The sequence below is a fragment of the Aquimarina amphilecti genome (assembly GCF_900109375.1).
Classification (GTDB): domain Bacteria; phylum Bacteroidota; class Bacteroidia; order Flavobacteriales; family Flavobacteriaceae; genus Aquimarina; species Aquimarina amphilecti.
The window spans coordinates 538,383-558,302 of the sequence record NZ_FOAB01000001.1 but is presented as its reverse complement, the minus strand read 5'-3'; the positions used below and the strand labels follow the sequence as shown (position 1 = coordinate 558,302).

Annotated in this window: 17 protein-coding genes; 10 read left to right on the top strand and 7 right to left on the bottom strand. The window is 30.9% G+C overall.

What is annotated here, in order from left to right; genetic code table 11:
- Positions 1–246: 246 nt before the first annotated feature.
- The 7 genes from BMY33_RS02440 to BMY33_RS02410 all read left to right on the top strand — a co-directional run bounded on the left by BMY33_RS02440 (position 247) and on the right by BMY33_RS02410 (position 7,651).
- Positions 247–1,875 carry an acyl-CoA carboxylase subunit beta gene (locus BMY33_RS02440; protein WP_091405066.1) on the top strand — a complete coding sequence of 543 codons (1,629 nt, stop codon included), beginning with the start codon at positions 247–249 and terminating at the stop codon, positions 1,873–1,875.
- 131 nt (positions 1,876–2,006) lie between these two features.
- Complete coding sequence (locus BMY33_RS02435) at positions 2,007–3,746, top strand: helix-turn-helix domain-containing protein (protein ID WP_091405063.1); 1,740 nt, start codon at positions 2,007–2,009, stop codon at positions 3,744–3,746.
- Positions 3,747–3,859: 113 nt separating this feature from the next.
- Positions 3,860–5,011 carry a hypothetical protein gene (locus BMY33_RS02430; protein WP_091405061.1) on the top strand — a complete coding sequence of 384 codons (1,152 nt, stop codon included), beginning with the start codon at positions 3,860–3,862 and terminating at the stop codon, positions 5,009–5,011.
- Between the two features lie 219 nt (positions 5,012–5,230).
- Positions 5,231–5,854, top strand: coding sequence for a hypothetical protein (locus BMY33_RS02425; RefSeq protein WP_091405058.1), 624 nt, complete (start codon positions 5,231–5,233; stop codon positions 5,852–5,854).
- Positions 5,855–6,138: 284 nt separating this feature from the next.
- Positions 6,139–6,339, top strand: a complete 201-nt coding sequence (locus BMY33_RS02420; protein ID WP_091405056.1) for a hypothetical protein — start codon at positions 6,139–6,141, stop codon at positions 6,337–6,339.
- A 134-nt stretch (positions 6,340–6,473) separates the two neighbouring features.
- Entirely contained in the window at positions 6,474–6,656 is a 183-nt protein-coding gene (locus tag BMY33_RS23325) for a hypothetical protein (protein WP_091405053.1), read from the top strand.
- A 197-nt stretch (positions 6,657–6,853) separates the two neighbouring features.
- Positions 6,854–7,651 carry a hypothetical protein gene (locus BMY33_RS02410; RefSeq protein WP_091405051.1) on the top strand — a complete coding sequence of 266 codons (798 nt, stop codon included), beginning with the start codon at positions 6,854–6,856 and terminating at the stop codon, positions 7,649–7,651.
- A 55-nt stretch (positions 7,652–7,706) separates the two neighbouring features.
- Here the strand turns inward: BMY33_RS02410 and BMY33_RS02405 are convergent, their stop codons facing one another.
- The 7 genes from BMY33_RS02405 to menA form a co-directional block, all read right to left on the bottom strand.
- Entirely contained in the window at positions 7,707–9,029 is a 1,323-nt protein-coding gene (locus tag BMY33_RS02405) for a M24 family metallopeptidase (RefSeq protein WP_091405048.1), read from the bottom strand.
- A gap of 97 nt (positions 9,030–9,126) precedes the next feature.
- Positions 9,127–11,271, bottom strand: coding sequence for a VWA domain-containing protein (locus tag BMY33_RS02400; protein WP_091405045.1), 2,145 nt, complete (start codon positions 11,269–11,271; stop codon positions 9,127–9,129).
- 103 nt (positions 11,272–11,374) lie between these two features.
- The gene (locus BMY33_RS02395; RefSeq protein ID WP_091405044.1) at positions 11,375–12,490 is read right to left on the bottom strand and encodes an AMP-binding protein; all 1,116 of its coding nucleotides are present in this window, start codon (positions 12,488–12,490) and stop codon (positions 11,375–11,377) included.
- 78 nt (positions 12,491–12,568) lie between these two features.
- A complete protein-coding gene (locus tag BMY33_RS02390; RefSeq protein ID WP_091405040.1) occupies positions 12,569–13,462 on the bottom strand; it encodes a CPBP family intramembrane glutamic endopeptidase in 894 nt (297 codons plus the stop codon).
- 11 nt (positions 13,463–13,473) lie between these two features.
- Positions 13,474–14,514 carry an o-succinylbenzoate synthase gene (locus BMY33_RS02385; protein WP_091405038.1) on the bottom strand — a complete coding sequence of 347 codons (1,041 nt, stop codon included), beginning with the start codon at positions 14,512–14,514 and terminating at the stop codon, positions 13,474–13,476.
- Positions 14,514–15,194, bottom strand: a complete 681-nt coding sequence (locus tag BMY33_RS02380; protein WP_091405035.1) for a metal-dependent hydrolase — start codon at positions 15,192–15,194, stop codon at positions 14,514–14,516. Before BMY33_RS02380 ends, BMY33_RS02385 begins: the two co-directional genes overlap by 1 nt.
- A 30-nt stretch (positions 15,195–15,224) precedes the next feature.
- Positions 15,225–16,121 (bottom strand): 1,4-dihydroxy-2-naphthoate octaprenyltransferase, encoded by an 897-nt coding sequence (menA, locus tag BMY33_RS02375; RefSeq protein WP_091405032.1) that lies wholly within the window; start codon positions 16,119–16,121, stop codon positions 15,225–15,227.
- Positions 16,122–16,207: 86 nt separating this feature from the next.
- On the opposite strand from menA, the gene BMY33_RS02370 reads away from it, so the two are divergent.
- The 3 genes from BMY33_RS02370 (at position 16,208) to BMY33_RS02360 (ending at position 19,886) form a co-directional block, all read left to right on the top strand.
- Positions 16,208–17,395: a helix-turn-helix domain-containing protein gene (locus BMY33_RS02370; RefSeq protein ID WP_244542962.1), complete on the top strand. Its 1,188-nt coding sequence runs from the start codon at positions 16,208–16,210 to the stop codon at positions 17,393–17,395.
- Between the two features lie 156 nt (positions 17,396–17,551).
- A complete protein-coding gene (locus BMY33_RS02365) occupies positions 17,552–19,255 on the top strand; it encodes an alpha-amylase family glycosyl hydrolase (RefSeq protein ID WP_091405028.1) in 1,704 nt (567 codons plus the stop codon).
- Between the two features lie 136 nt (positions 19,256–19,391).
- A complete protein-coding gene (locus tag BMY33_RS02360) occupies positions 19,392–19,886 on the top strand; it encodes a DoxX family protein (RefSeq protein WP_091405023.1) in 495 nt (164 codons plus the stop codon).
- Positions 19,887–19,920 lie beyond the last annotated feature (34 nt).

Genomic DNA, 19,920 nt, shown 5'->3' with positions numbered 1-19,920 from the left:
ATTATAGATTAGTAAATTTTTATAGTTGGATTTAATGTATCTATAAAACTAGCCTTATAGTGTTAAATATCTGATAATCAAAAGTTAGCAAACTGTTATAGAAATGTTATAGAATTTAGGTTTTACATAAAATAGATTAACATTTATTAAACATTTCTCTATAAAACGTATTGAAGTGTTCGGTATGAATTTTAATAATTTAAAAACTAGTTGTTTTTTGTATTTTCGTGCAAACAATACACACAAATGGATATAAACTTCAATAAGAACGAAGATCATAATAAACTCTTGGTCTCTGCATTACGTCAAAAACTAGCCAAAGTAAAATTAGGCGGTGGAGAAAAGAGAATTGAAAAGTTACATGCCAAAGGTAAAATGACTGCTAGAGAAAGAATCGAATATTTATTAGACGATGACACTAAAGCTATAGAAATTGGCGCTTTTGCGGGAGATGAAATGTATGAGGAACATGGCGGATGCCCAAGTGGCGGAGTTGTAATTAAAATAGGACATATAAGTGGTAAGCAATGTATTGTAGTGGCTAATGATGCTACTGTAAAAGCTGGTGCTTGGTTTCCTATTACTGGTAAAAAAAACTTAAGAGCACAAGAAATAGCTATAGAAAATAAATTACCTATTATCTATCTGGTAGATAGTGCTGGAGTTTACCTTCCGATGCAGGATGAGATTTTTCCTGATAAAGAACATTTCGGAAGAATATTTAGAAACAATGCAGTAATGAGTAGTATGGGAATTACGCAGATCTCCGCAGTAATGGGAAGCTGTGTTGCAGGAGGTGCATACTTACCTATCATGAGTGATGAAGCGTTAATTGTAGATAAAACTGGAAGTATTTTCTTAGCAGGTAGCTACCTAGTAAAAGCGGCTATTGGAGAAAGTATCGATAATGAAACATTAGGTGGAGCCACAACACATTGTGAAATTTCTGGTGTAACGGATTATAAATCCAAAGATGATAAAGATGCTCTTAATACCATTAAAAATATAGTATCTAAAATAGGAGATTTTGACAAAGCTGGATACAACAGAGTTAAATCAATTAAACCAAAAAAAGATCCGAAGGATATCTATGGAATATTACCTAAGGCTAGAAACGAGCAGTATGATATGATGGAAATCATCCATAGATTAGTTGATGATTCTGATTTTGAAGAGTACAAATCTGGCTATGGACAAACTATAATTACAGGATATGCTCGTATTGATGGATGGGCTGTAGGAATTGTTGCTAATCAACGTAAAATTGTAAAAAACAAAAAAGGAGAAATGCAGTTCGGAGGTGTTATTTATTCTGATTCTGCAGACAAAGCTACCCGATTTATTGCCAATTGTAATCAAAAGAAAATTCCTTTAGTTTTTTTACAAGATGTTACAGGGTTTATGGTAGGAAGTAAAAGTGAACATGGTGGAATTATAAAAGATGGTGCTAAAATGGTAAACGCTGTTAGTAATAGTGTAGTGCCAAAATTTACTGTAGTAATTGGTAATTCTTATGGGGCAGGTAATTATGCTATGTGCGGTAAAGCATATGATCCTAGATTAATTTGTGCTTGGCCAAGCGCAGAACTTGCAGTTATGGGTGGTGCACAAGCTGCCAAAGTATTGCTACAAATCGAAACTGCTTCACTGAAAAAGAAAGGTGAAGAACTATCTAAAGAAGACGAAAAAGCTTTATTTGATAAAATCAAAGCTCGTTATGACAAGCAAATTTCTCCGTATTATGCTGCAGCAAGAATCTGGACAGACGGAATTATTAATCCATTAGATACTAGAAAATGGATTTCTATGGGTATTGAAGCTGCTGACCACGCTCCTATCGAAAAACCTTTTAATCTTGGAGTGATACAAGTCTGATAGTAAGTAATATCTATTATCACTATAATATTTATTTTAGTTACTTTACAGTAATTGGAATTTATTCAATTACTGTAAAGTATTAATTTAATACGTCTTAACTCCTTTTTAGGTATATTATCTTTTAATTTATGAGAGTTATTATCACACCTATAGTCTTTATACTCTTATTAATTTCTCACAATGGATTTGCTTTTCAGGATAATAACATTTCCGAAAATGATACTGAATTTATTCTAAATGGGAAAAATAGGGATAGCGTAGAATCATATCTAGTTCAATTTTTGAATAAAGATTTAGATCAGGCAGAATTAGGTTATAAAAAATACTTAGAAAGAGGTGTTAAAGAAAAAAATGATACGATTCAATTTTGGGCCAACTACTATCTAGCATATGTAACATATAAAAATAAAGAATATGACTCAGCAATAGAATATGGCACTAATACGGCAGAATTTGGTAAAAAACTAGATAATGAAGATTATATAGTTCGTGGATTATTTATTACTGGAGCCGCGTATCAGGATAAAAGAGATCGTAAAAATGCACTGAAACAATATTTATTAATAGAAAAGATTATTAAAAAATATAATCTTACTCAATATGAAATTGATACTTTAATCAGTATTGGTCAAATAAGAATACGATTAAATCAAAATGAAAAGGCCTTAGCGTCTTTACAAAAGGGATTAGAATTACTTCAAAAACCAACACATAAACTTGATGCTCGTTATAATGCTAAATACTTATCTGCTATTCAAGGCATTGGAGTCTGTTATTATAAAATGGGTAATTATGATGAGGCGCTAAACTATGATTATAGAGGTCTACAATATGCCGAAGAACATGATCTAAAAGCATATATTATTGGCTTTAACCTTAATATTGGAGAAGCATACATAGGAAAGAAAAAGTATGAGAAGGCACTTTCTTATTTAACAATTGCTAAATCGGATATATTAAAAGAAAAGAAAAAAAATGACCCTGATCTTTTTACAGCGAATCTACATATAGCAACCTGTTTTTTTGCACAAGAAAAATATGTAGAGACAAGGGAGTTACTACTAGAAAATTTTGAACACCTTAAAGAAAATCTAGAAATTGAAAAAATAAAAGAGGCCTCTGATTTGGCAAAGAAATGTGGCGAAAAACTCAATGATCCGGATCTTCAATTTAAGTATAGCAATGAATACAATAAAATCATTGAATCTTTATATCAGAATGAAAACAGTGCTCAAGAAAAATTATACGATCACGATATAAAAAATTTAGAAGAACAAAACCAAGATCTAATCTCAAAAAACACTATTTATATAATTAGTTTTCTTCTTGCACTCACCCTAGCTATCCTAACATTAGCCTACAATATCAAAACCAAACGAAAAAATAAGCTCCTTTACGAAGAATTACAAAAAGAAAGAACACAAGAATTTATTCCAAAAAAAAATATTACTTCGGCCTCCAAAAACGAATTTATCACCGATAAAAAAATAGAAAATTTATTACAAAAATTATCTGCATTAGAAAAGACAGAGTTTTATTTAAATATAGATTGTAATCTATACAATACAGCAAAGAACATTGATACGAACACAACCTATTTATCCAAAACAATCAATGAATATAAGAAACAATCATTCAATGAATACATAAACGAACTAAGGATTAAATACTTTAGAAATCGATTAAATAATGACACTAAATTTAGGTCGTACACTATTAAAGCGATTGCTACCGAATTAGGATATGGAAGTGTAAACACTTTCGCATCTGCTTTTAAAAGACAAACAGGATTAAGTCACTCCTATTATATCAAAAAAGTATGTACAGAGATTACTAACACCAACAAAAAGAAGGGAATAAAATCTTAAATTGGGGACGAAATTCGATCAATTTTATAAAATTGATGTTTATAAGACTTTAATATTATTAGTTCTACATATCCAAACTTTATTTTTACAACAAACCAATTAAAGAGATAAAAATGAACTGTAAAACTCTAATACCTATTGTATTTTTTTTGATCATTTATTCAACATATTCTTTTGCGCAAAGTCATTTTGATTTCAGAGAAATAGTTTTAAATATAGATATAGATATAAAATCAGGAAAAATACTCATCAACCAAGATGATTTAGAAGAACTAAAACTTCATAGATATGATGGGGAAATAATTGTTAACCTATTTGGCATTTATCCTTCCAGTTTTTACCGACCACCTGGGCAAAAAGAAATACACCTTTCTGTATCTCCTAATTTTATCAATACAACTCTTAATCCAATAATTATTCCACCTACCAGACCCGATCTTGATACTAGGGCAATATCTAATCAAATTGGAGAAGAAAGGGTTTTATTAGATAGTCGATCGATATATCTTGATAGATATTATGTAAATTCAGGTGATTATCTATTTCATGTAAAACTAACAGAGAACTATATTGATTTAGTTGATAAGGTTAATGTTCCTTTTTCCATTTATAAATATGATGAGCTTGGTGATTACATAATTACTCATGCAGAAGTTATTAATCCTTTCAATCAATATATAATGAATGGATACTATATAAAAAGTCAAATATTAAATTCAAGAAATTATGATATCAACGAATCTACAGAAGTTAGATATTACTATACAGAAAATGAAAAGTCGATTTTACTAGGCAAAACAAATATTAGGCCACTTGAAGGCAATGAAAGTACAAATTCTCTATTATTTATCAATTCCAACACATATGACAATATTGTGGGACGTAAAATCAACATTATTGTAGATGAGGATAAAGATATTCTAGAATATAGTGATGGTGATAGCAATAATAGAATCACGTATGAAATTCCATCTATCGAAGTAAACTCAAATAATATAAAGGTATACCCAAACCCGTTTAGAGATAAAGTTACTTTTGGGTTTTATTTAAACTCAACTTACACTAGTACTGTTTCTATTCAAATTTATGATAATAAAGGTAATATAGTTTATCAAAAAGGGTATATATTTCCAGCGCAAGCAAATCATCTTGAAATTTCTTATCTGGATGAGAATAAAATACCTTCTGGCAATTACCATTATTCTTTATTTATACATAAAAGTACCGGAGATATTAGATATTTTGGGACTATAATAAAAAAATAATAGTTTTAATAAAACATCCAAATTTAAAAAGCGATTTCTTAAATAATAGAAATCGCTTTTTTATTAATAGAGAAACCCTGACCGCTATACTATTTACAAACAACATCAATTTTATAAAACTGACTTTTGTTCTTTTTCATAATCAATGATTTACCTCTAGTTTTACCAATATAAGCTGGCCGGCAAATCATAAATCATTTTAAAAAACAGGTTAAAGACATGAAAAATTATTTAAGAATAATAACAGTACTATTTCTATTAATAGGGATTCAAAGTTGTGAGAAAGAAGATAATTCTTTAATGGAAGAACAGGAGCTTTTAGAGAATGAAATTAATAATAAAAGTAATCCAGAATATCTTTTTATATGTTCTGTAGATGGTATTCCGAACGGATACTTTGTTGAGGAATATATATACAATGATAATTGTCCATTTACCAATTTATTCCCAGGAGGTTATAATGGTGCTATCGTAAAACGAAACGGAACTCCAAGGTTAATTGGTGCAGGAGCTGGTTGTGATGATAATTATTGTATTTGGATTAAGGGCTCCAATTTCGATAACAATTCTTATGTAGATATTAGAACTACCACTGGTTCCACTATTATAGGAACTTATAGAGGTTCTAACCGCACTCTAACAACAAATGCTCAAGGACAACAAGTCATTACATTACGTTTATCATCCGCATATGAACGAAGTCAATTCGCTAGTAATGGATTACGTATTTGGGTAGTAAATCCAGATCCTAGAAAATGGGCAGATGGCAGAACTGTGCGTAGACCATATACTAGTGGAGATGGAAATCCAATTGACCCACCTTGCAATCCAAATTGTCCATAAATTGTAACTGACAATATATATATATAATTGATTTATCGAGGCGGAAACCGAAAAGCAATCGAAAGAATAGTTAAATAAAACGAAGGTTACGCTAAATAAAATTCTAAGACTAGAAGGAATAACAAATTAAAGCAGAAACATATTATGGTGATTTATGTCTTAGTCTTTGTAGTGACTGTTGTTCTTTCGGACGATGTTTTGAATAATTAGATTAATAACAATTCACTTGAAGTTTATCTTGAGGAACAGTTTTATTAAAGTGTACTAATTTTAAATATTATACTATGATTCACGAAATTTTAAACCTAAAAGGAGTTACTCTGCTTAAAAAAAAGGCTCAGAAATCAATTCAAGGAGGTACTTATGGATGTCAGAATGTAGCTAGAAGATGTATAGATGATAGTGATTGCTGTTCCGGAAAATGTGGAATAGAAAAAGTAATCAATGGAAACCTCATAACACTTGCTATCTGTTCGTTTTTCTAAATTTCTAAACGTTCATTTTGGAACTAATAGTATCCAAGGAAGAAAGATTTATAAACTTGTAAAATAGTAACAGACAGAAATAGTAACTGTCTTAAAATGTTTACTAAAACACAAATCAAATAAATTATAAAAAGATGAAAAAAATAATAAAACTAAAGGGTGCTCAAATTTTAAATAAGCAAGAGCAAAAATCGGTTAACGGAGGAAATACAGGGATGCGATGCTACAGTAACGCTGATTGTAGTGCTCTAAATTCTATACCTGGTTTTGAACATGAAGAATTCTTTTGCTTTTGGGGCATGTGCCAAATAGCATAATTTTTTCTTTAATAAGTATTCTTAAGGCGATACCAGACAGGTATCGCCTTTTTAATAATTTACAAAACTAAATTTATTTCGTCTTAATAAAAGACTGATTTTGCTAGTAAAAAGTTTATAGGTTATCAAAAATACCGTTTAAAGTATACTAAAATTGATATTATTAAGTTCAATATTTATAAACAAAAAGCAAAATAATGAACAAATCTTTTTTTAAAATCAAAGTATTAAGTATCGCTATACTTGCCAGCCTATTTATTATAAGTTGTAGTGATGATGATAACAATAGTAACTCATCTCTTGATATTACGCAAGAAGATGTTACTAAGAGTTTAGAAGTAGAAAAAGTGTCTAACTTTATTGATAATATGACTTTAGATAATATTTCTACGAATAGATCTAATGCCCAATTATCTTCAAAATTCAACAGGCCTGGGTGCGCAGATTTTAGTATTACTGATACAGGATACACACTTACTTTTACAGATTGTACTACAGAGGATGGAGAAACAATCAATGGAGCAATTAATGTAATGGTAGTAATAGAAAATAATACAGTTACTACAACGGTTACTTTTGACAATTTAACCTTTGCAGGGAACTCTGTTAATGGTAGCAAAAGCACTACCTATTCTCTAGACACTAATGGTGGTAACTTCGTATATAGTGTTACCTCTGATCTATCAATTACATTGGCTGATGGAACTACAGCTTCTGAACAAGGAACAAAAACATACACAATTAGTGGCTTAGGGACAGCAAATGCAAGTTATTCTATAGGTGGTAGTTGGATTGTTACCTTAGGCGCAGATAATTATTCATTAGTAACTGACCCTACACTAGAAGGAACTTTTAGTTGTGCATACATTACTACTGGAACATTAATAATGACTAAAAACGCGCTGACTGCTTCTATTAATTATGGAGATGGAACATGTGATGATAAAGCATTAGTAACTTATCCTGATGGAACAACTGAAGAGATTGAGTTGTAAAACTAGAGAATATTATAAAATTATTAAAAGAGAGCTCACCTTTAAGCTCTCTTTTTTATTTTCTTTTTGGAATAGTAATCAACTCTTCTTGTCTTTTGTTTACATATCTAAATCCATCTTTACCCCAGAATCCAGCTTCTTCAAGCATAATTCGAATATCCTTATTCCATTCTGGTAGTGTTACTGTAGTATTTAACTCAATCGCATATACCGTGCTTTCATACAATGGGTAATCACCCGTAAAAGGAACACCTCCTTGTGAATCCCACATTCCAAGAGTTGTACCCGAAGAATGTCCATACAATCCAAGTGGGTGGGTGTAAATTGAAGGTTTTAACCCTTCCGCTCTACCTTCTTCCAAAGATTTTAATAGTATCTCATTACCTGTCTTTCCGGTTTCAAAATTTGCAGTAAAAATATCTTGAACTCTATTACCATCTGAGAATGCTTTTTTAAGAAAATCAGGTGGAGACATTTCACCATTTTTAAGAATATACGCGTGTTGCTGACAATCTGTATTCAATCTTAAGTACGTAATACCAAAATCACAATGAATCAGATCACCTTGCTTAATAATCTTATCACTAGGTCTATTAGAAAACGAAACAATATGATCTTGTAATTTCTCACTATTTCTCTGTATATCTACTGTAGGATGAAACCACGTTTCTAGTCCCATATCAGTCACTTTTTGTCGTAACCACCATACAACATCATCAGTGGTTGTCGTTCCTGGTTTTACAACCTTTGTACTAAATGCTTCTGCTATAATATCATGAGTGATTTGCACTAATTCTTTATAAATTTCCATTTCTTGCTCAGTTCTGGTTTCTATCCAAGCAATAGCTAGTTTCTCTGCTGAAGTAACTTTAGGTTTATAAGCGTCTGGTAATTCAGCGATAAACTCCTCATAATCTGTTTTAACAATCCCATCTACAATTCCAAAATGTTCGGAATAATTGATACCGATTTTTTTAGGATCTCTTTTAGAAATAATATCCATCAGTGCTTTCCATTGATCTGGTTGTTTTTCTTTATCCCAAGCAGAATCAATATATTTCCCTACATTATACCTTGCTACTGCAAGATGTTCAATTGTATTTTTTTCTTTATCACGGTAAAATACTAATATCGTTCTTCTTCTCGCATTAAGCCATTTAGCAGGTAACATAGTTCTTAATACCGGATCCTCATTATACTCACGAGAAATCAATATCCACATATCAAAACCAGTTCGGTCCATTAACTGAGGTAATAATTTATTAAAACGATCAGCAAGTATTTGATCTATTACTTCTGCTCTATCTCGTTCTGGGAGTATTTGTGCTTGAGATACCGCAGTTAAAATAAGTAATGCTAGTGTAAGAAATCTTTTCATTTGTGTGGTTCATTAAGATCGAATAAAAGTATCACAAAAAAGAGACACCTGCAATGCTTTACAGATGTCTCTTTTAGTTACAACCATCAAATTGATCTTAAAGTGCTTGATAGCTATTCATTAATCGAATAAATTCTGCTCTATACCCTTGGTTATCGATTGATTTATTATCTTTTGCTAATACTATAATATCATTAAGATTTTTATTTGTTATATATTTTGACTTTCTAACCTTCATACCAAACCAAGCCACGGATGCTGCGAAATTAAAATCTTTGGATACTTTATCTTTACTAGATTTTAGAACATGAATCATCTCAATACTTTTAGTTTCTTGTGGTTTTTTATATCTAAATTTTACGGTTAACAATTCATCTCCATAATTTTTAGTGATTTTAGTATCTGTATATTTTAAATCTGGAACATGTTTTAAATATTCACTTTTTACACCAACTGGAATAATTTCATATAAAGCGGTAACCGTATGCCCACTTCCTAATTCACCGGCATCTTTGGTATCATCTATAAAATCCTCATCAGCTAATAATCTATTTTCATATCCTATCAAACGATATGCTTGTACTCTTGATGGATTAAATTCTACTTGAATCTTTACATCTTTTGCTATTGTATACAATGTTCCTCCAAATTCTTTCCCCAAAATTCTTTGAGCTTCTTGCATAGTATCTATATATGCATGATTTCCATTGCCTTTATCAGCCAAGGTTTCTAATTTACTGTCTTTATAATTATGCATTCCAAAACCTAAGCAGGTCAAGAAAACTCCAGATTTTCTCTTCTCCTCAATTAATGTCTGCATATCCTTATCACTACTCATTCCTACATTAAAATCTCCATCTGTTGCTAGAATAACTCTGTTATTACCATCTTTTCTAAAATTTTCCTGAGCAATTTTATAAGCAAGTTCAATTCCTGCTCCTCCAGCGGTAGAACCTCCTGCACTTAGATTGTCTAAAGCTTGGTTTATTTCATTTTTGTTTGCTCCTGATGTAGGTTTTAATACCATACCAGCTGCACCAGCATAAACTACTATCGAAACTTTATCTTTTTCTCTTAACTGATTTACTAATAATTTAAAAGCTCTTTTTAACAATGGTAATTTATTTGCTTGATTCATTGAACCAGATACATCAAGTAAAAACACCAAATTTGAAGCTGGAATTGCATCTTGTGGAATTTCTTTTCCTTTTAATCCAATTTTCACTAATTGAGTTTTAGTATTCCATGGAGTTTCACCATATTCAGTATGAATTGCGAAAGGATGATCATTAGTTGGTTGTTTATAGTCATATTCAAAATAGTTAATCATCTCTTCTACTTTAACAGCATCTGATGGTATTTTTTGACCATTATTAATCATCCTGCGAACATTACTATACGATGCCTTATCAACATCTATGGAGAAGGTAGATAATGGAGATGTTTGAACTTTCTCAAAATTATTCTCTACAATTTCTTCATAAGATTCATTATTATCTATCTTATAGTTCCCTTTGTGCGTTGTAATTATAATACATCCATGTCTGGCTCTTGATCCATAAAGCGAAGTAGCATTTTTATCTTTTAAAACTTTTACATCAGAAATTTTTGCAGGATCTATACTCTGAATTTGAGCTATATTATTTTTATCTATAGGAATACCATCTATAATATATAAAGGTTGTTGAGTTACAGAAATACTATTTACACCTCTTATATTTATAGACTTATTTGAATTTGTACTTCCTGTAGTATTCGTTAATTGAACTCCAGATATTTGTCCACTTAATTTATTAGCTTTTGATTGTTTTCTGGCTCTTCTAGCTTTTCTTCGTTCTGCTCTAGACATACTTATAGATTCACTAGAAACTGTGGAGACCGAATAGCCTAAAACTCTTCGTTCTCTCTTAATTCCCTGTGCTGTAACTACAACTTCTTCAAGCTGTGCTGCAGACACTTCCATTATTACATTTATTATAGAACTATCTTTTTTAACCTCCATCTCTTCGGTTTCATACCCGATAAAAGAAAACGATAAAATATCTCCAATACTTGTTTGAACCGAATAATTCCCGTCAAAATCCGTCTGCACCCCTTTATTCTTTCCTTTGACTATTATATTTACTCCGGGAATCGGATCATTATTAGAAGCATCCGTAACAGTTCCAGTAATCGTTAGTTCCTGACCAGTTGCTATTGTTATAGAGAAGAACAAAAGCATAAAATAGTGTAGTTGTTTCATAATATCTGTTTTTGATTATGAAATAAAACTACTTCTAGAAGCCCTTAATTACAATCTGAATTGAGTAAAGCGGTTATTTAATTTAGGGAAACCTGTTATGCGTTTAGGATATATCATTATAAATAAGTTCTAACGTCTTAGTTCGTTGCACCTTACCATTATCTGTTTCTATAAATTGAGATAAGAAATGAATCTCTTTAGGTATTTCATACTTACTCAAAATCTTTAGATTTGATATTGCATCCGTTAATGTTTCTTCTACTGTAATATCAAAATCACGTTCCACAATTAATATTGCTTTATCACCTAAAGCATTATCTGGAATACTTATTATAAAAAATCGATGACCAATTAATAATTGAAGTTTAGTTTCTATCTCTTCTGGATACAATTTAACACCTCCACTATTAATTACATTATCATAACGCCCTTTCCAATTGAATTTTTTATACGTTTTAAGTTCTACTACATCGTTAGTAATGATTGTAGTATCATTCAACTGAGGTGCTTTAATAATCAAACAATTTCTTTCGTCAATACTTAGAGTAATATTAGGTAGTGCCTTAAAGTATTTAGCATCCTTTTTATCTTTCTTTTTTGGGTTAATTCTTCTAGCAGCGATATGAGTGATTGTTTCAGTCATACCATATGTTTCAAAGATTTTAGTTTTAATTCCTTGTACCAATTCTTTAAGATTCTCAGGTACCGTTCCCCCGCCTACAATTAACTTTTTTATAAGGTGTAATCTATTAATAGAATTATCTAGTTGCAATGGTACCATAGCACAAAAATCATATTGTTTGTATACAGTATCTAATGGATTGGTTTTAGGAGGAACTAAATCAATTTTCCATCCTAAAACCATAGCTCGTACTAACATCATTTTTCCTGCGATATAAGTAGAAGGTAAACATAGTAAAGCTGTCGTACCTTCTTTAACCTTAAAAAAAGCACCTGTAGCTAAGGCGCTATTAATCATATGTTGTTTGTATATCTTAATTTTTTTTGGTTTTCCAGTAGAACCAGAAGTTTTTACTACGATATAGTCCTTATCATTTAGCCAATCCAAAAGAAAATTACCTACTTCTTGTTCATAGACTTCTCCTTCTTTTATAAAACTATAGGCTATTTGTTGTAGACCAGAATTATCTAAAGACTGCCTATTAATACTGAAACTATCATGTATTTTAGGTGTAGAAAATGTATCCTCTATTTGCATACCCAAATTTCAAATTTATTACATATTCGTGGGTTATGATTATGTAAATTATATATTACCAATTTGTTATTTTTCTATTTAAAATTCTGGCTTCACTTTTCCAAACAATTTATCTTTCCATCCGGACCATTTATATTTTTTCCAAAGGATTATAATATAAATAGGAAACACTACAAAAACTGGAATTAAAATTTCTATTCCTGTTTCAGGTTCTCCTGTATATAGTAAAATAGAATCTGTTTGAAAAGCTGTCCAAGAAGATGTTACTAAAAGTGCTGTTACTAAATTATTAGCAGCATGAAAACCTAAAGCTAACTCTAAACCTTCATCCATTAACGTGATAATACCAAGAAATAACCCAGTACCTATATAATATACCATAATATGAGGTCCTATTTTGGCCACCTCGGGATTACCAAAATGCATCATACCAAATATTACAGAAGTAACAATTAATGGAATCCATCTCGTTTTGGTAGCTAAACCTAATCCTTGCATCATATGTCCTCTAAACAGATACTCCTCGAAACTTGTCTGCATTGGGACAATTATAATTGCCATAATTGCAAGAGTAATAAAAGCTTCTGGTTCAAAATTAAGTTGAAAATCTTCTGGAAATAAATAATAAAGTATACCTGTGGTAATTAGTATATAGAGTGTTATCAGCGAAAACATAAAAAAAACACGTTTCCAATCTATTTTTTCTCTAGATGTAGTTAAAGATGTTATACTTTGTTGGTGCACTACCTTTACCCAAAAAAGCAACCCTGCTAAAAAAATTACAAAAGGCCCTACGGAAATAAGAAAAAACAAAGGTTTCCCTAAAGTTTCTATTTGCTCTGCCATTAAAGCATCGATATCAACTCCTTGAGAAAACATCAAATTGAAAACAATTAAACCAAGAAAACCAATTGGAACAGGCAGATATTTCCACATTCCTAATTTTCCTTTTCTTCCTTGTTCTATATACATCTATAAATTATTTAATTTAGATAAGAAACGGTCCATTTCTTATCCTGTTGATATTTTAAAGTCCCTTTATCAACCAATAAAGGAGCTTCTATATTGTTAATATACAATCCACCTGTCCCTAAACCCTGAGGCATCTTGTTTTCTAAAGTATATGTATACTGCGCAATAGCACTTAATCCTATATTACTTTCTAAAGCACTGGTAATCCACCATCCTATATTTAACTCGTCTGCTAAATCAATCCATTCTTGAGTTCCTTTAAAACCACCTATTAAACTTGGTTTTAAAATAATAAACTGCGGTTTTATAGTTAGTAGTAACTTTTTCTTTTCTGTTACATCAAAAACACCTATTAATTCTTCGTCTAAAGCAATTGGCAAAGGAGTCTTATTACATAAACTCTTCATGTAACTTGATTGCCCTTGCTTAATTGGTTGTTCTATACTGTGTAATCCGAAATCATTTAACTTTATTAACTTTTCTAAAGCTTCATTAGGGCTAAACGCTCCATTAGCATCAACTCTTAACTCAATAACTTCTTTTGAAAACTGTGATCGTATATAGGATAACAACTCTAATTCTGCGTCAAAATCTATAGCTCCAATCTTCATTTTAATACAATCAAAACCCTGATCTAATTTTTCTACAATTTGATTTTTCATAAATTCCTTCTCTCCCATCCAAATCAATCCATTAATAGGAATTGAGTCCATTCCATCTGTGAATTTTGAAGGAAACAAAATAAATGGAGAATCCCCTTCTAAAGATTTAAACGCCATTTCCACTCCAAACTGAATACTAGGAAACTCTTCGAGTTCTTTCCAAAGTTGATCAACCCCTAATTCAATATTATTACAAGTCCATTTAAGTTTTTCTTCATAATCAGGTCGATCATCAATACTTAATGTTCTTAGAATACCACATTCTCCAATACCTTGTTTTCCATTGGAAGTAATTACAATATACCAAGTTTCTTTAGTCTTAAGAATTCCTCTAGAAGTTCCACTAGGTCTTTTAAACTCTAAAATATGTTTATGATAAATTGCTTTCATTATAACGCTATACTCTGACCTACATCTAATAGTATTAGATCCTTATTTTTCCCAGAAAACTTTCTTTTGGCTTCGTTATGATCAATTTCAATATATCCGAACGTGTCATAATGAACTCCTAAAACATTATTACATTCTACAAAATCACTTGCAATAATTGCATCATCAATTCCCATTGTGAAATTATCTCCTATAGGTAAAATAGCAAGATCTAACTTTGTACCTAAAGGAATCAATTTCATATCCATAGTTAAGGCCGTATCTCCTGCTATATAGATGTTTTTAGATTCACTTTCAATTACAAACCCTCCAGGTTGACCCCCATACGTTCCATCAGGAAAGCTACTAGTATGTATTGCATTTACATATTTTACTTTTCCAAAATTAAAATTCCAACTACCTCCGTGATTCATTGGATGTACTTCTATTCCTTTTGCTTGATAGTACATCGCAATTTCATAGTTGGATACAATAATAGCGTTGTTATTTTTTGCAATCGCTTCAGCATCTAGCGTATGATCCTGATGTGCGTGTGTTAATAATATATAATCGACTTTAAAATCTTTAATATCTATTTTATCCTTCGCTAAGGGGCTCCCCGAAATAAAGGGGTCGATTAAAACTTTAATTTCTTTGATTTCTAGTAATAATGTATTCTGCCCAAAAAAAGTGATTTTCATTTTATACGGTTTTAAAATAGTAATTGAAAGTTATAAAATCTGACTTAAACTAAATAATATAGAAAGAAAAAATGTTGATAATGCAACTTTTTTCAATTCTGGATCCAAGTTCTTAGTATCCTGCGTTTTTATAACCTTATTTAAATGAATTAATAAAGGAATAAAAGCTATCAAGAATAATAAATTAAGATAATTGCTATAAGTGTAACTAAGAAAAACAAGCATACTGGTTATAGCTCCTAAAATCAAAAAATAATGATACTTCTTAGCTTTAGCAATACCTAACTTGACCACCAACGTGTTTTTTTTTGATTTCTTATCGCTATCATGATCTCTCATATTATTCAAATTCAATACTGCAGAACTTAGTAAACCAATAGCAATAGCAGGGAGAAAAATTAACCAATTTAAATTTTTAGTAAACAAGAAATAACAGCCCACTACACTTACTAAACCAAAAAAAATAAACACAAAAACATCACCTAACCCTCGATATCCATAAGCGGAATTCCCCATTGTATACTTTATTGCCGCTGTTATTGCGGCAATTCCTAAAAGGAAAAAAAATACTGAGTAAAAGAAATACTCTTTTCCAAAAGAAACGTAAATAAGAAGTATCGCAAGAACCAATGTAATAATAGCAGTAATTACTATTCCAACGAACATTTGCTTATCAGAAATAGCACCACTCTGTAATGCCCTTTGCGGCCCTACTCTATCTTCATTATCAGTCCCTTTAACACCATCTCCATAATCATTTGCAAAGTTGGAAAGTATCTGTAATCCTAATGTTGTTGCTATAGCTAACCAGAAAATAATAGACATTCCAAAACCATCGGCTAACGCCGATCCTACAATAATTCCGGATATGGACAAAGGTAATGTACGAAGCCGTGCGGCAGAGATCCAAGCTCTTAATTTGGTCATTCTAATCTAAATTGAAAGTCAAAGGAACAGTATTTTAATTAAAAAAAAAATAAAAAATAATTCTGTGAATTATTTAAATTAGCGTTATGTCTATTCCATTCCCGTTAGAATTTCCTTCCTTTAATCTATATAGCACACCTCTTTTACTATTAGTAGTACAGGCTTTTATTTTTGCTTTTCTTTTATTGGTAAGGTATTTTAAGAAAAAACATATATCCGCTTTAATACTTTCTTTATTAATTTTTATTACAGGTTACCATAGAACTTCCTATACAATCGGTTTTATGGACTGGTATGACACCTATCGAAATACCAAAATTAATTATTGGCTCATAGCATTATCATTAGCAATTGGTCCTTTATTATACTTTTACATAAAATCAATTACTACCTCTAATTTCAAATTTAGAAAAAAAGACTTTTTACATTTCATTCCAGTATGCTTATATATAGTATACAAAATATCTATTTTTATTTATGATGCTTCACAACCCGGTTTTGACGATACACAGAATGGTTATCTTAAAGTTTTTTTGGATGAAAAATATATTGGACCTCTTATTGGGGTTGTAGAAAACCTTCAGATGTTATTGTATCTGGCATTTACCATCCAATTATACTATTCATATCGAAAAAAAATTCAGCAATTTTTCTCTAATACATATAGCCTAGAATTAAACTGGATCAGAAACTTTCTTTTTATTTATTCCTTTCTTTTTTTATATAGTTTATTTCAGGGAGTTATTGGATCCGTTATTACTGATCTACATTGGACTCAACGTTGGTGGTATCATTTTTTTACTGCAGTAGCTATTATTTACATAGGTATAAAAGGATATTTTACAGATACCAATAAATTAAATAATTTAGATTTTTCCGTAGCGATAAAAGAGACTACTTCTATTTCACAAACTGAACTTAGTAAGGAAATTTTAAACAATAAGGATAAAACACAAAAATTCATGGAAGAAGAAAAGCCTTTTCTTAATCCTGATCTTAACCTTACTGAGCTTTCTAAGATGCTTAAAATACCTACATCTGTTCTTTCAGAAACTATTAATTCTGGTTTTGAAATGAATTTTAACGATTTTATAAACTCTTATCGGGTAAAAGAGGTGCAAAACATGCTTCGAGAAGGAAAACAGCAACAATTATCTTTGTTAGGAATTGCATATGAATGTGGATTTAACAGTAAAGCTACCTTTAATAGAGTTTTTAAGAAATTAACAAGTAAGTCCCCTTCACAATATGCTGTATCGCAAAACAAAGTTTAATAATTTGATTTTTATGAATTTCGCAGTTAATCAAACGTAGTTTTTTATATGCAATTTTATAGATTAGCAACTTTAACCAGTATTTACTATAGTTTCAATACTTAACTATTAGCTTTATTGATAGAAATTTTTGTTTTGAAACATAAAAGCAAACACATGAAACATTTATTAACAACTAGTCTTTTGATGCTATTTAGTATTCTAATTTCTTGTAAAAATGAAACTAAGCAAACCTCAGAAGAAAACTCAATTACAGAATCACAAACTGCTACAGCATTAACCACTGAAAACATGCCTTTCGTTTGGGAAGGTGCAAATGTTTACTTTTTACTTGCAGACAGATTTAAAAACGGTGACCCTACTAATGACAAAGTATTAGATCGATCAAAAGAAACAGGAGTACTACGTGGTTTTGAAGGAGGAGATATTAAAGGTATTATTCAAAAAATTGAAGACGGTTACTTTAAAGAACTTGGAATTAATGCTCTTTGGGTAAACCCATTAGTAGAACAAATTCACGATAGTGTGGATGAAGGCACAGGTAATACATACCCATTTCATGGATATTGGGCTAAAGATTGGACATCAATAGATCCGAATTTTGGAACATACGAAGATCTTAGAAAATTAGTGGAAGTAGCGCATCAAAATGGTATTAGAATATTAATGGATGTTGTGATCAATCATACAGGTCCAGTTACGGAAAAAGATCCTTTATGGTCCGATGATTGGGTTCGTACAGGACCGCAATGCTCCTATAAAGACTATGAGACAGCTGTAAAATGTACTTTAGTAAAAAATCTTCCTGATGTAAAAACAGAAAGCAATGACGAAGTAAAACTACCTGAAGCATTGGTTACAAAATGGAAAGAAGAAGGAAGATTAGAAGCTGAAATGGATGAATTGGAAATCTTTTTTGCTAAAACAGGATTAAGGAGATCTCCAAAAAACTATATTATTAAATGGTTAACCGATTATGTTAGAGAACTTGGAATAGATGGATATCGTGTAGACACTGTAAAACATGTAGAAGAAGGTGTTTGGAGCATACTCGCTGAACAAGCAAAACTTGCTTTTACTGAGTGGAAAAAAAACAACCCAAATAAAGTACTCGATAATAATGACTTTTTTGTTCTTGGAGAATTATATGGATATGGAATAGATGGAAAACGTTTTTATGATTTTGGAGATCGTAAAGTAGATTATTATGCTAATGGATTTGATAACCTTATTAATTTTCAGTTTAAATATGATGCTAAACGACTAGACTATGAGAAATTATATAGTAAATATGGCAGTGCATTACAAACTGGTCTTATTGGGAAAAGTGTTATGAACTATATTAGTTCTCACGATGATGGAGATCCATTTGATAAAGAAAGAAAGAAAACTTTTGAATCTGCAACTAAGCTACTATTAACACCAGGTATTTCGCAAATATACTATGGTGATGAAACTGGAAGATCTTTAATTATAGAAGGAACAGAAGGAGATGCAACTCTAAGATCAAATATGAATTGGGATGATTTAGAAACAGACGATACAAAATCATTATTACTACATTGGCAAAAACTTGGTAAATTTAGGAAAAATCATCCGTCGATAGGTGCTGGTAAACATAAAATGATACAAGAAACACCTTACATTTTTTCCAGAAAATACAGTAAGAACAATTCAGTTGATAGTGTTGTAATTGGATTAAATCAAAGAAAGGGAACAAAAACATTAAAGGTTAATTCAATTTTTAAAGATGGTACCGTTTTAACTGATACGTATTCAGGAATGGAAGCAACAGTAAAAGATGGAAACATAACGATAAAATCTGATTATGAAATTGTATTACTAGAAGCTAAAAAATAGTTAATACGACATATCGACTCACTTTAAGTAGGACGGCTCAAATTATGATTTGAGCCGTCCTACTTTGTTTTGGGGCGCAGTATTTACGTTGTTTTATGACATTTGGATTATCAAACAATTCAAAATCGTTTCAATCATGAAAAATATAATTAAAAAGATTATCAACCCAATTACTATGACACATTGGTCTTATGATCTACTGTTTGCGTTTCCAAGAATATTATGTGGATACTTTCTAGCAGTAAATTTTGGTGGGAGTAAATTCGGAGTACCGTGGAGCCCAACAGGTTCTCCTGAATTAGGTTTTCTAGAAGTAGTAGAATGGTTTCCAAAAGATATTGCCGAGTATGGTGGTGTTTTTGCTATGTTCCCTGTTTTCTTTGCCTGGATGGGAGCTGCTAGTGAAGCAATCGGAGGAATGTTTCTTGCTTTAGGTCTTAAAACAAGAATTGCATCTTTTTTTATCCTTTGTACTATGCTCGTTGCAATATTTTTCCAAAAATGGGATAATGGAATATGGGGTATGTTACCTGCTATGGGGTTCCTTTGGATCTCGATATATAACCTGATCTTGGGTTCAGGAAGGTTCGGAGTTGATTATTTATTGACGAAAAAAGCATTTAATTCTTAATAAAATGCTGTCACCAAATTAATTTAAAATATCA

Excerpts from the sequence above, each read along its gene's own strand:
- BMY33_RS02440 (WP_091405066.1), top strand. The coding sequence starts at position 247 with ATGGATATAAACTTCAATAAGAACGAAGATCATAATAAACTCTTGGTC.
- BMY33_RS02435 (WP_091405063.1), top strand. The coding sequence starts at position 2,007 with ATGAGAGTTATTATCACACCTATAGTCTTTATACTCTTATTAATTTCT.
- BMY33_RS02430 (WP_091405061.1), top strand. The coding sequence starts at position 3,860 with ATGAACTGTAAAACTCTAATACCTATTGTATTTTTTTTGATCATTTAT.
- BMY33_RS02425 (WP_091405058.1), top strand. The coding sequence starts at position 5,231 with ATGAAAAATTATTTAAGAATAATAACAGTACTATTTCTATTAATAGGG.
- BMY33_RS02420 (WP_091405056.1), top strand. The coding sequence starts at position 6,139 with ATGATTCACGAAATTTTAAACCTAAAAGGAGTTACTCTGCTTAAAAAA.
- BMY33_RS23325 (WP_091405053.1), top strand. The coding sequence starts at position 6,474 with ATGAAAAAAATAATAAAACTAAAGGGTGCTCAAATTTTAAATAAGCAA.
- BMY33_RS02410 (WP_091405051.1), top strand. The coding sequence starts at position 6,854 with ATGAACAAATCTTTTTTTAAAATCAAAGTATTAAGTATCGCTATACTT.
- BMY33_RS02405 (WP_091405048.1), bottom strand. The coding sequence starts at position 9,029 with ATGAAAAGATTTCTTACACTAGCATTACTTATTTTAACTGCGGTATCT.
- BMY33_RS02400 (WP_091405045.1), bottom strand. The coding sequence starts at position 11,271 with ATGAAACAACTACACTATTTTATGCTTTTGTTCTTCTCTATAACAATA.
- BMY33_RS02395 (WP_091405044.1), bottom strand. The coding sequence starts at position 12,490 with ATGCAAATAGAGGATACATTTTCTACACCTAAAATACATGATAGTTTC.
- BMY33_RS02390 (WP_091405040.1), bottom strand. The coding sequence starts at position 13,462 with ATGTATATAGAACAAGGAAGAAAAGGAAAATTAGGAATGTGGAAATAT.
- BMY33_RS02385 (WP_091405038.1), bottom strand. The coding sequence starts at position 14,514 with ATGAAAGCAATTTATCATAAACATATTTTAGAGTTTAAAAGACCTAGT.
- BMY33_RS02380 (WP_091405035.1), bottom strand. The coding sequence starts at position 15,194 with ATGAAAATCACTTTTTTTGGGCAGAATACATTATTACTAGAAATCAAA.
- menA (WP_091405032.1), bottom strand. The coding sequence starts at position 16,121 with ATGACCAAATTAAGAGCTTGGATCTCTGCCGCACGGCTTCGTACATTA.
- BMY33_RS02370 (WP_244542962.1), top strand. The coding sequence starts at position 16,208 with ATGTCTATTCCATTCCCGTTAGAATTTCCTTCCTTTAATCTATATAGC.
- BMY33_RS02365 (WP_091405028.1), top strand. The coding sequence starts at position 17,552 with ATGAAACATTTATTAACAACTAGTCTTTTGATGCTATTTAGTATTCTA.
- BMY33_RS02360 (WP_091405023.1), top strand. The coding sequence starts at position 19,392 with ATGAAAAATATAATTAAAAAGATTATCAACCCAATTACTATGACACAT.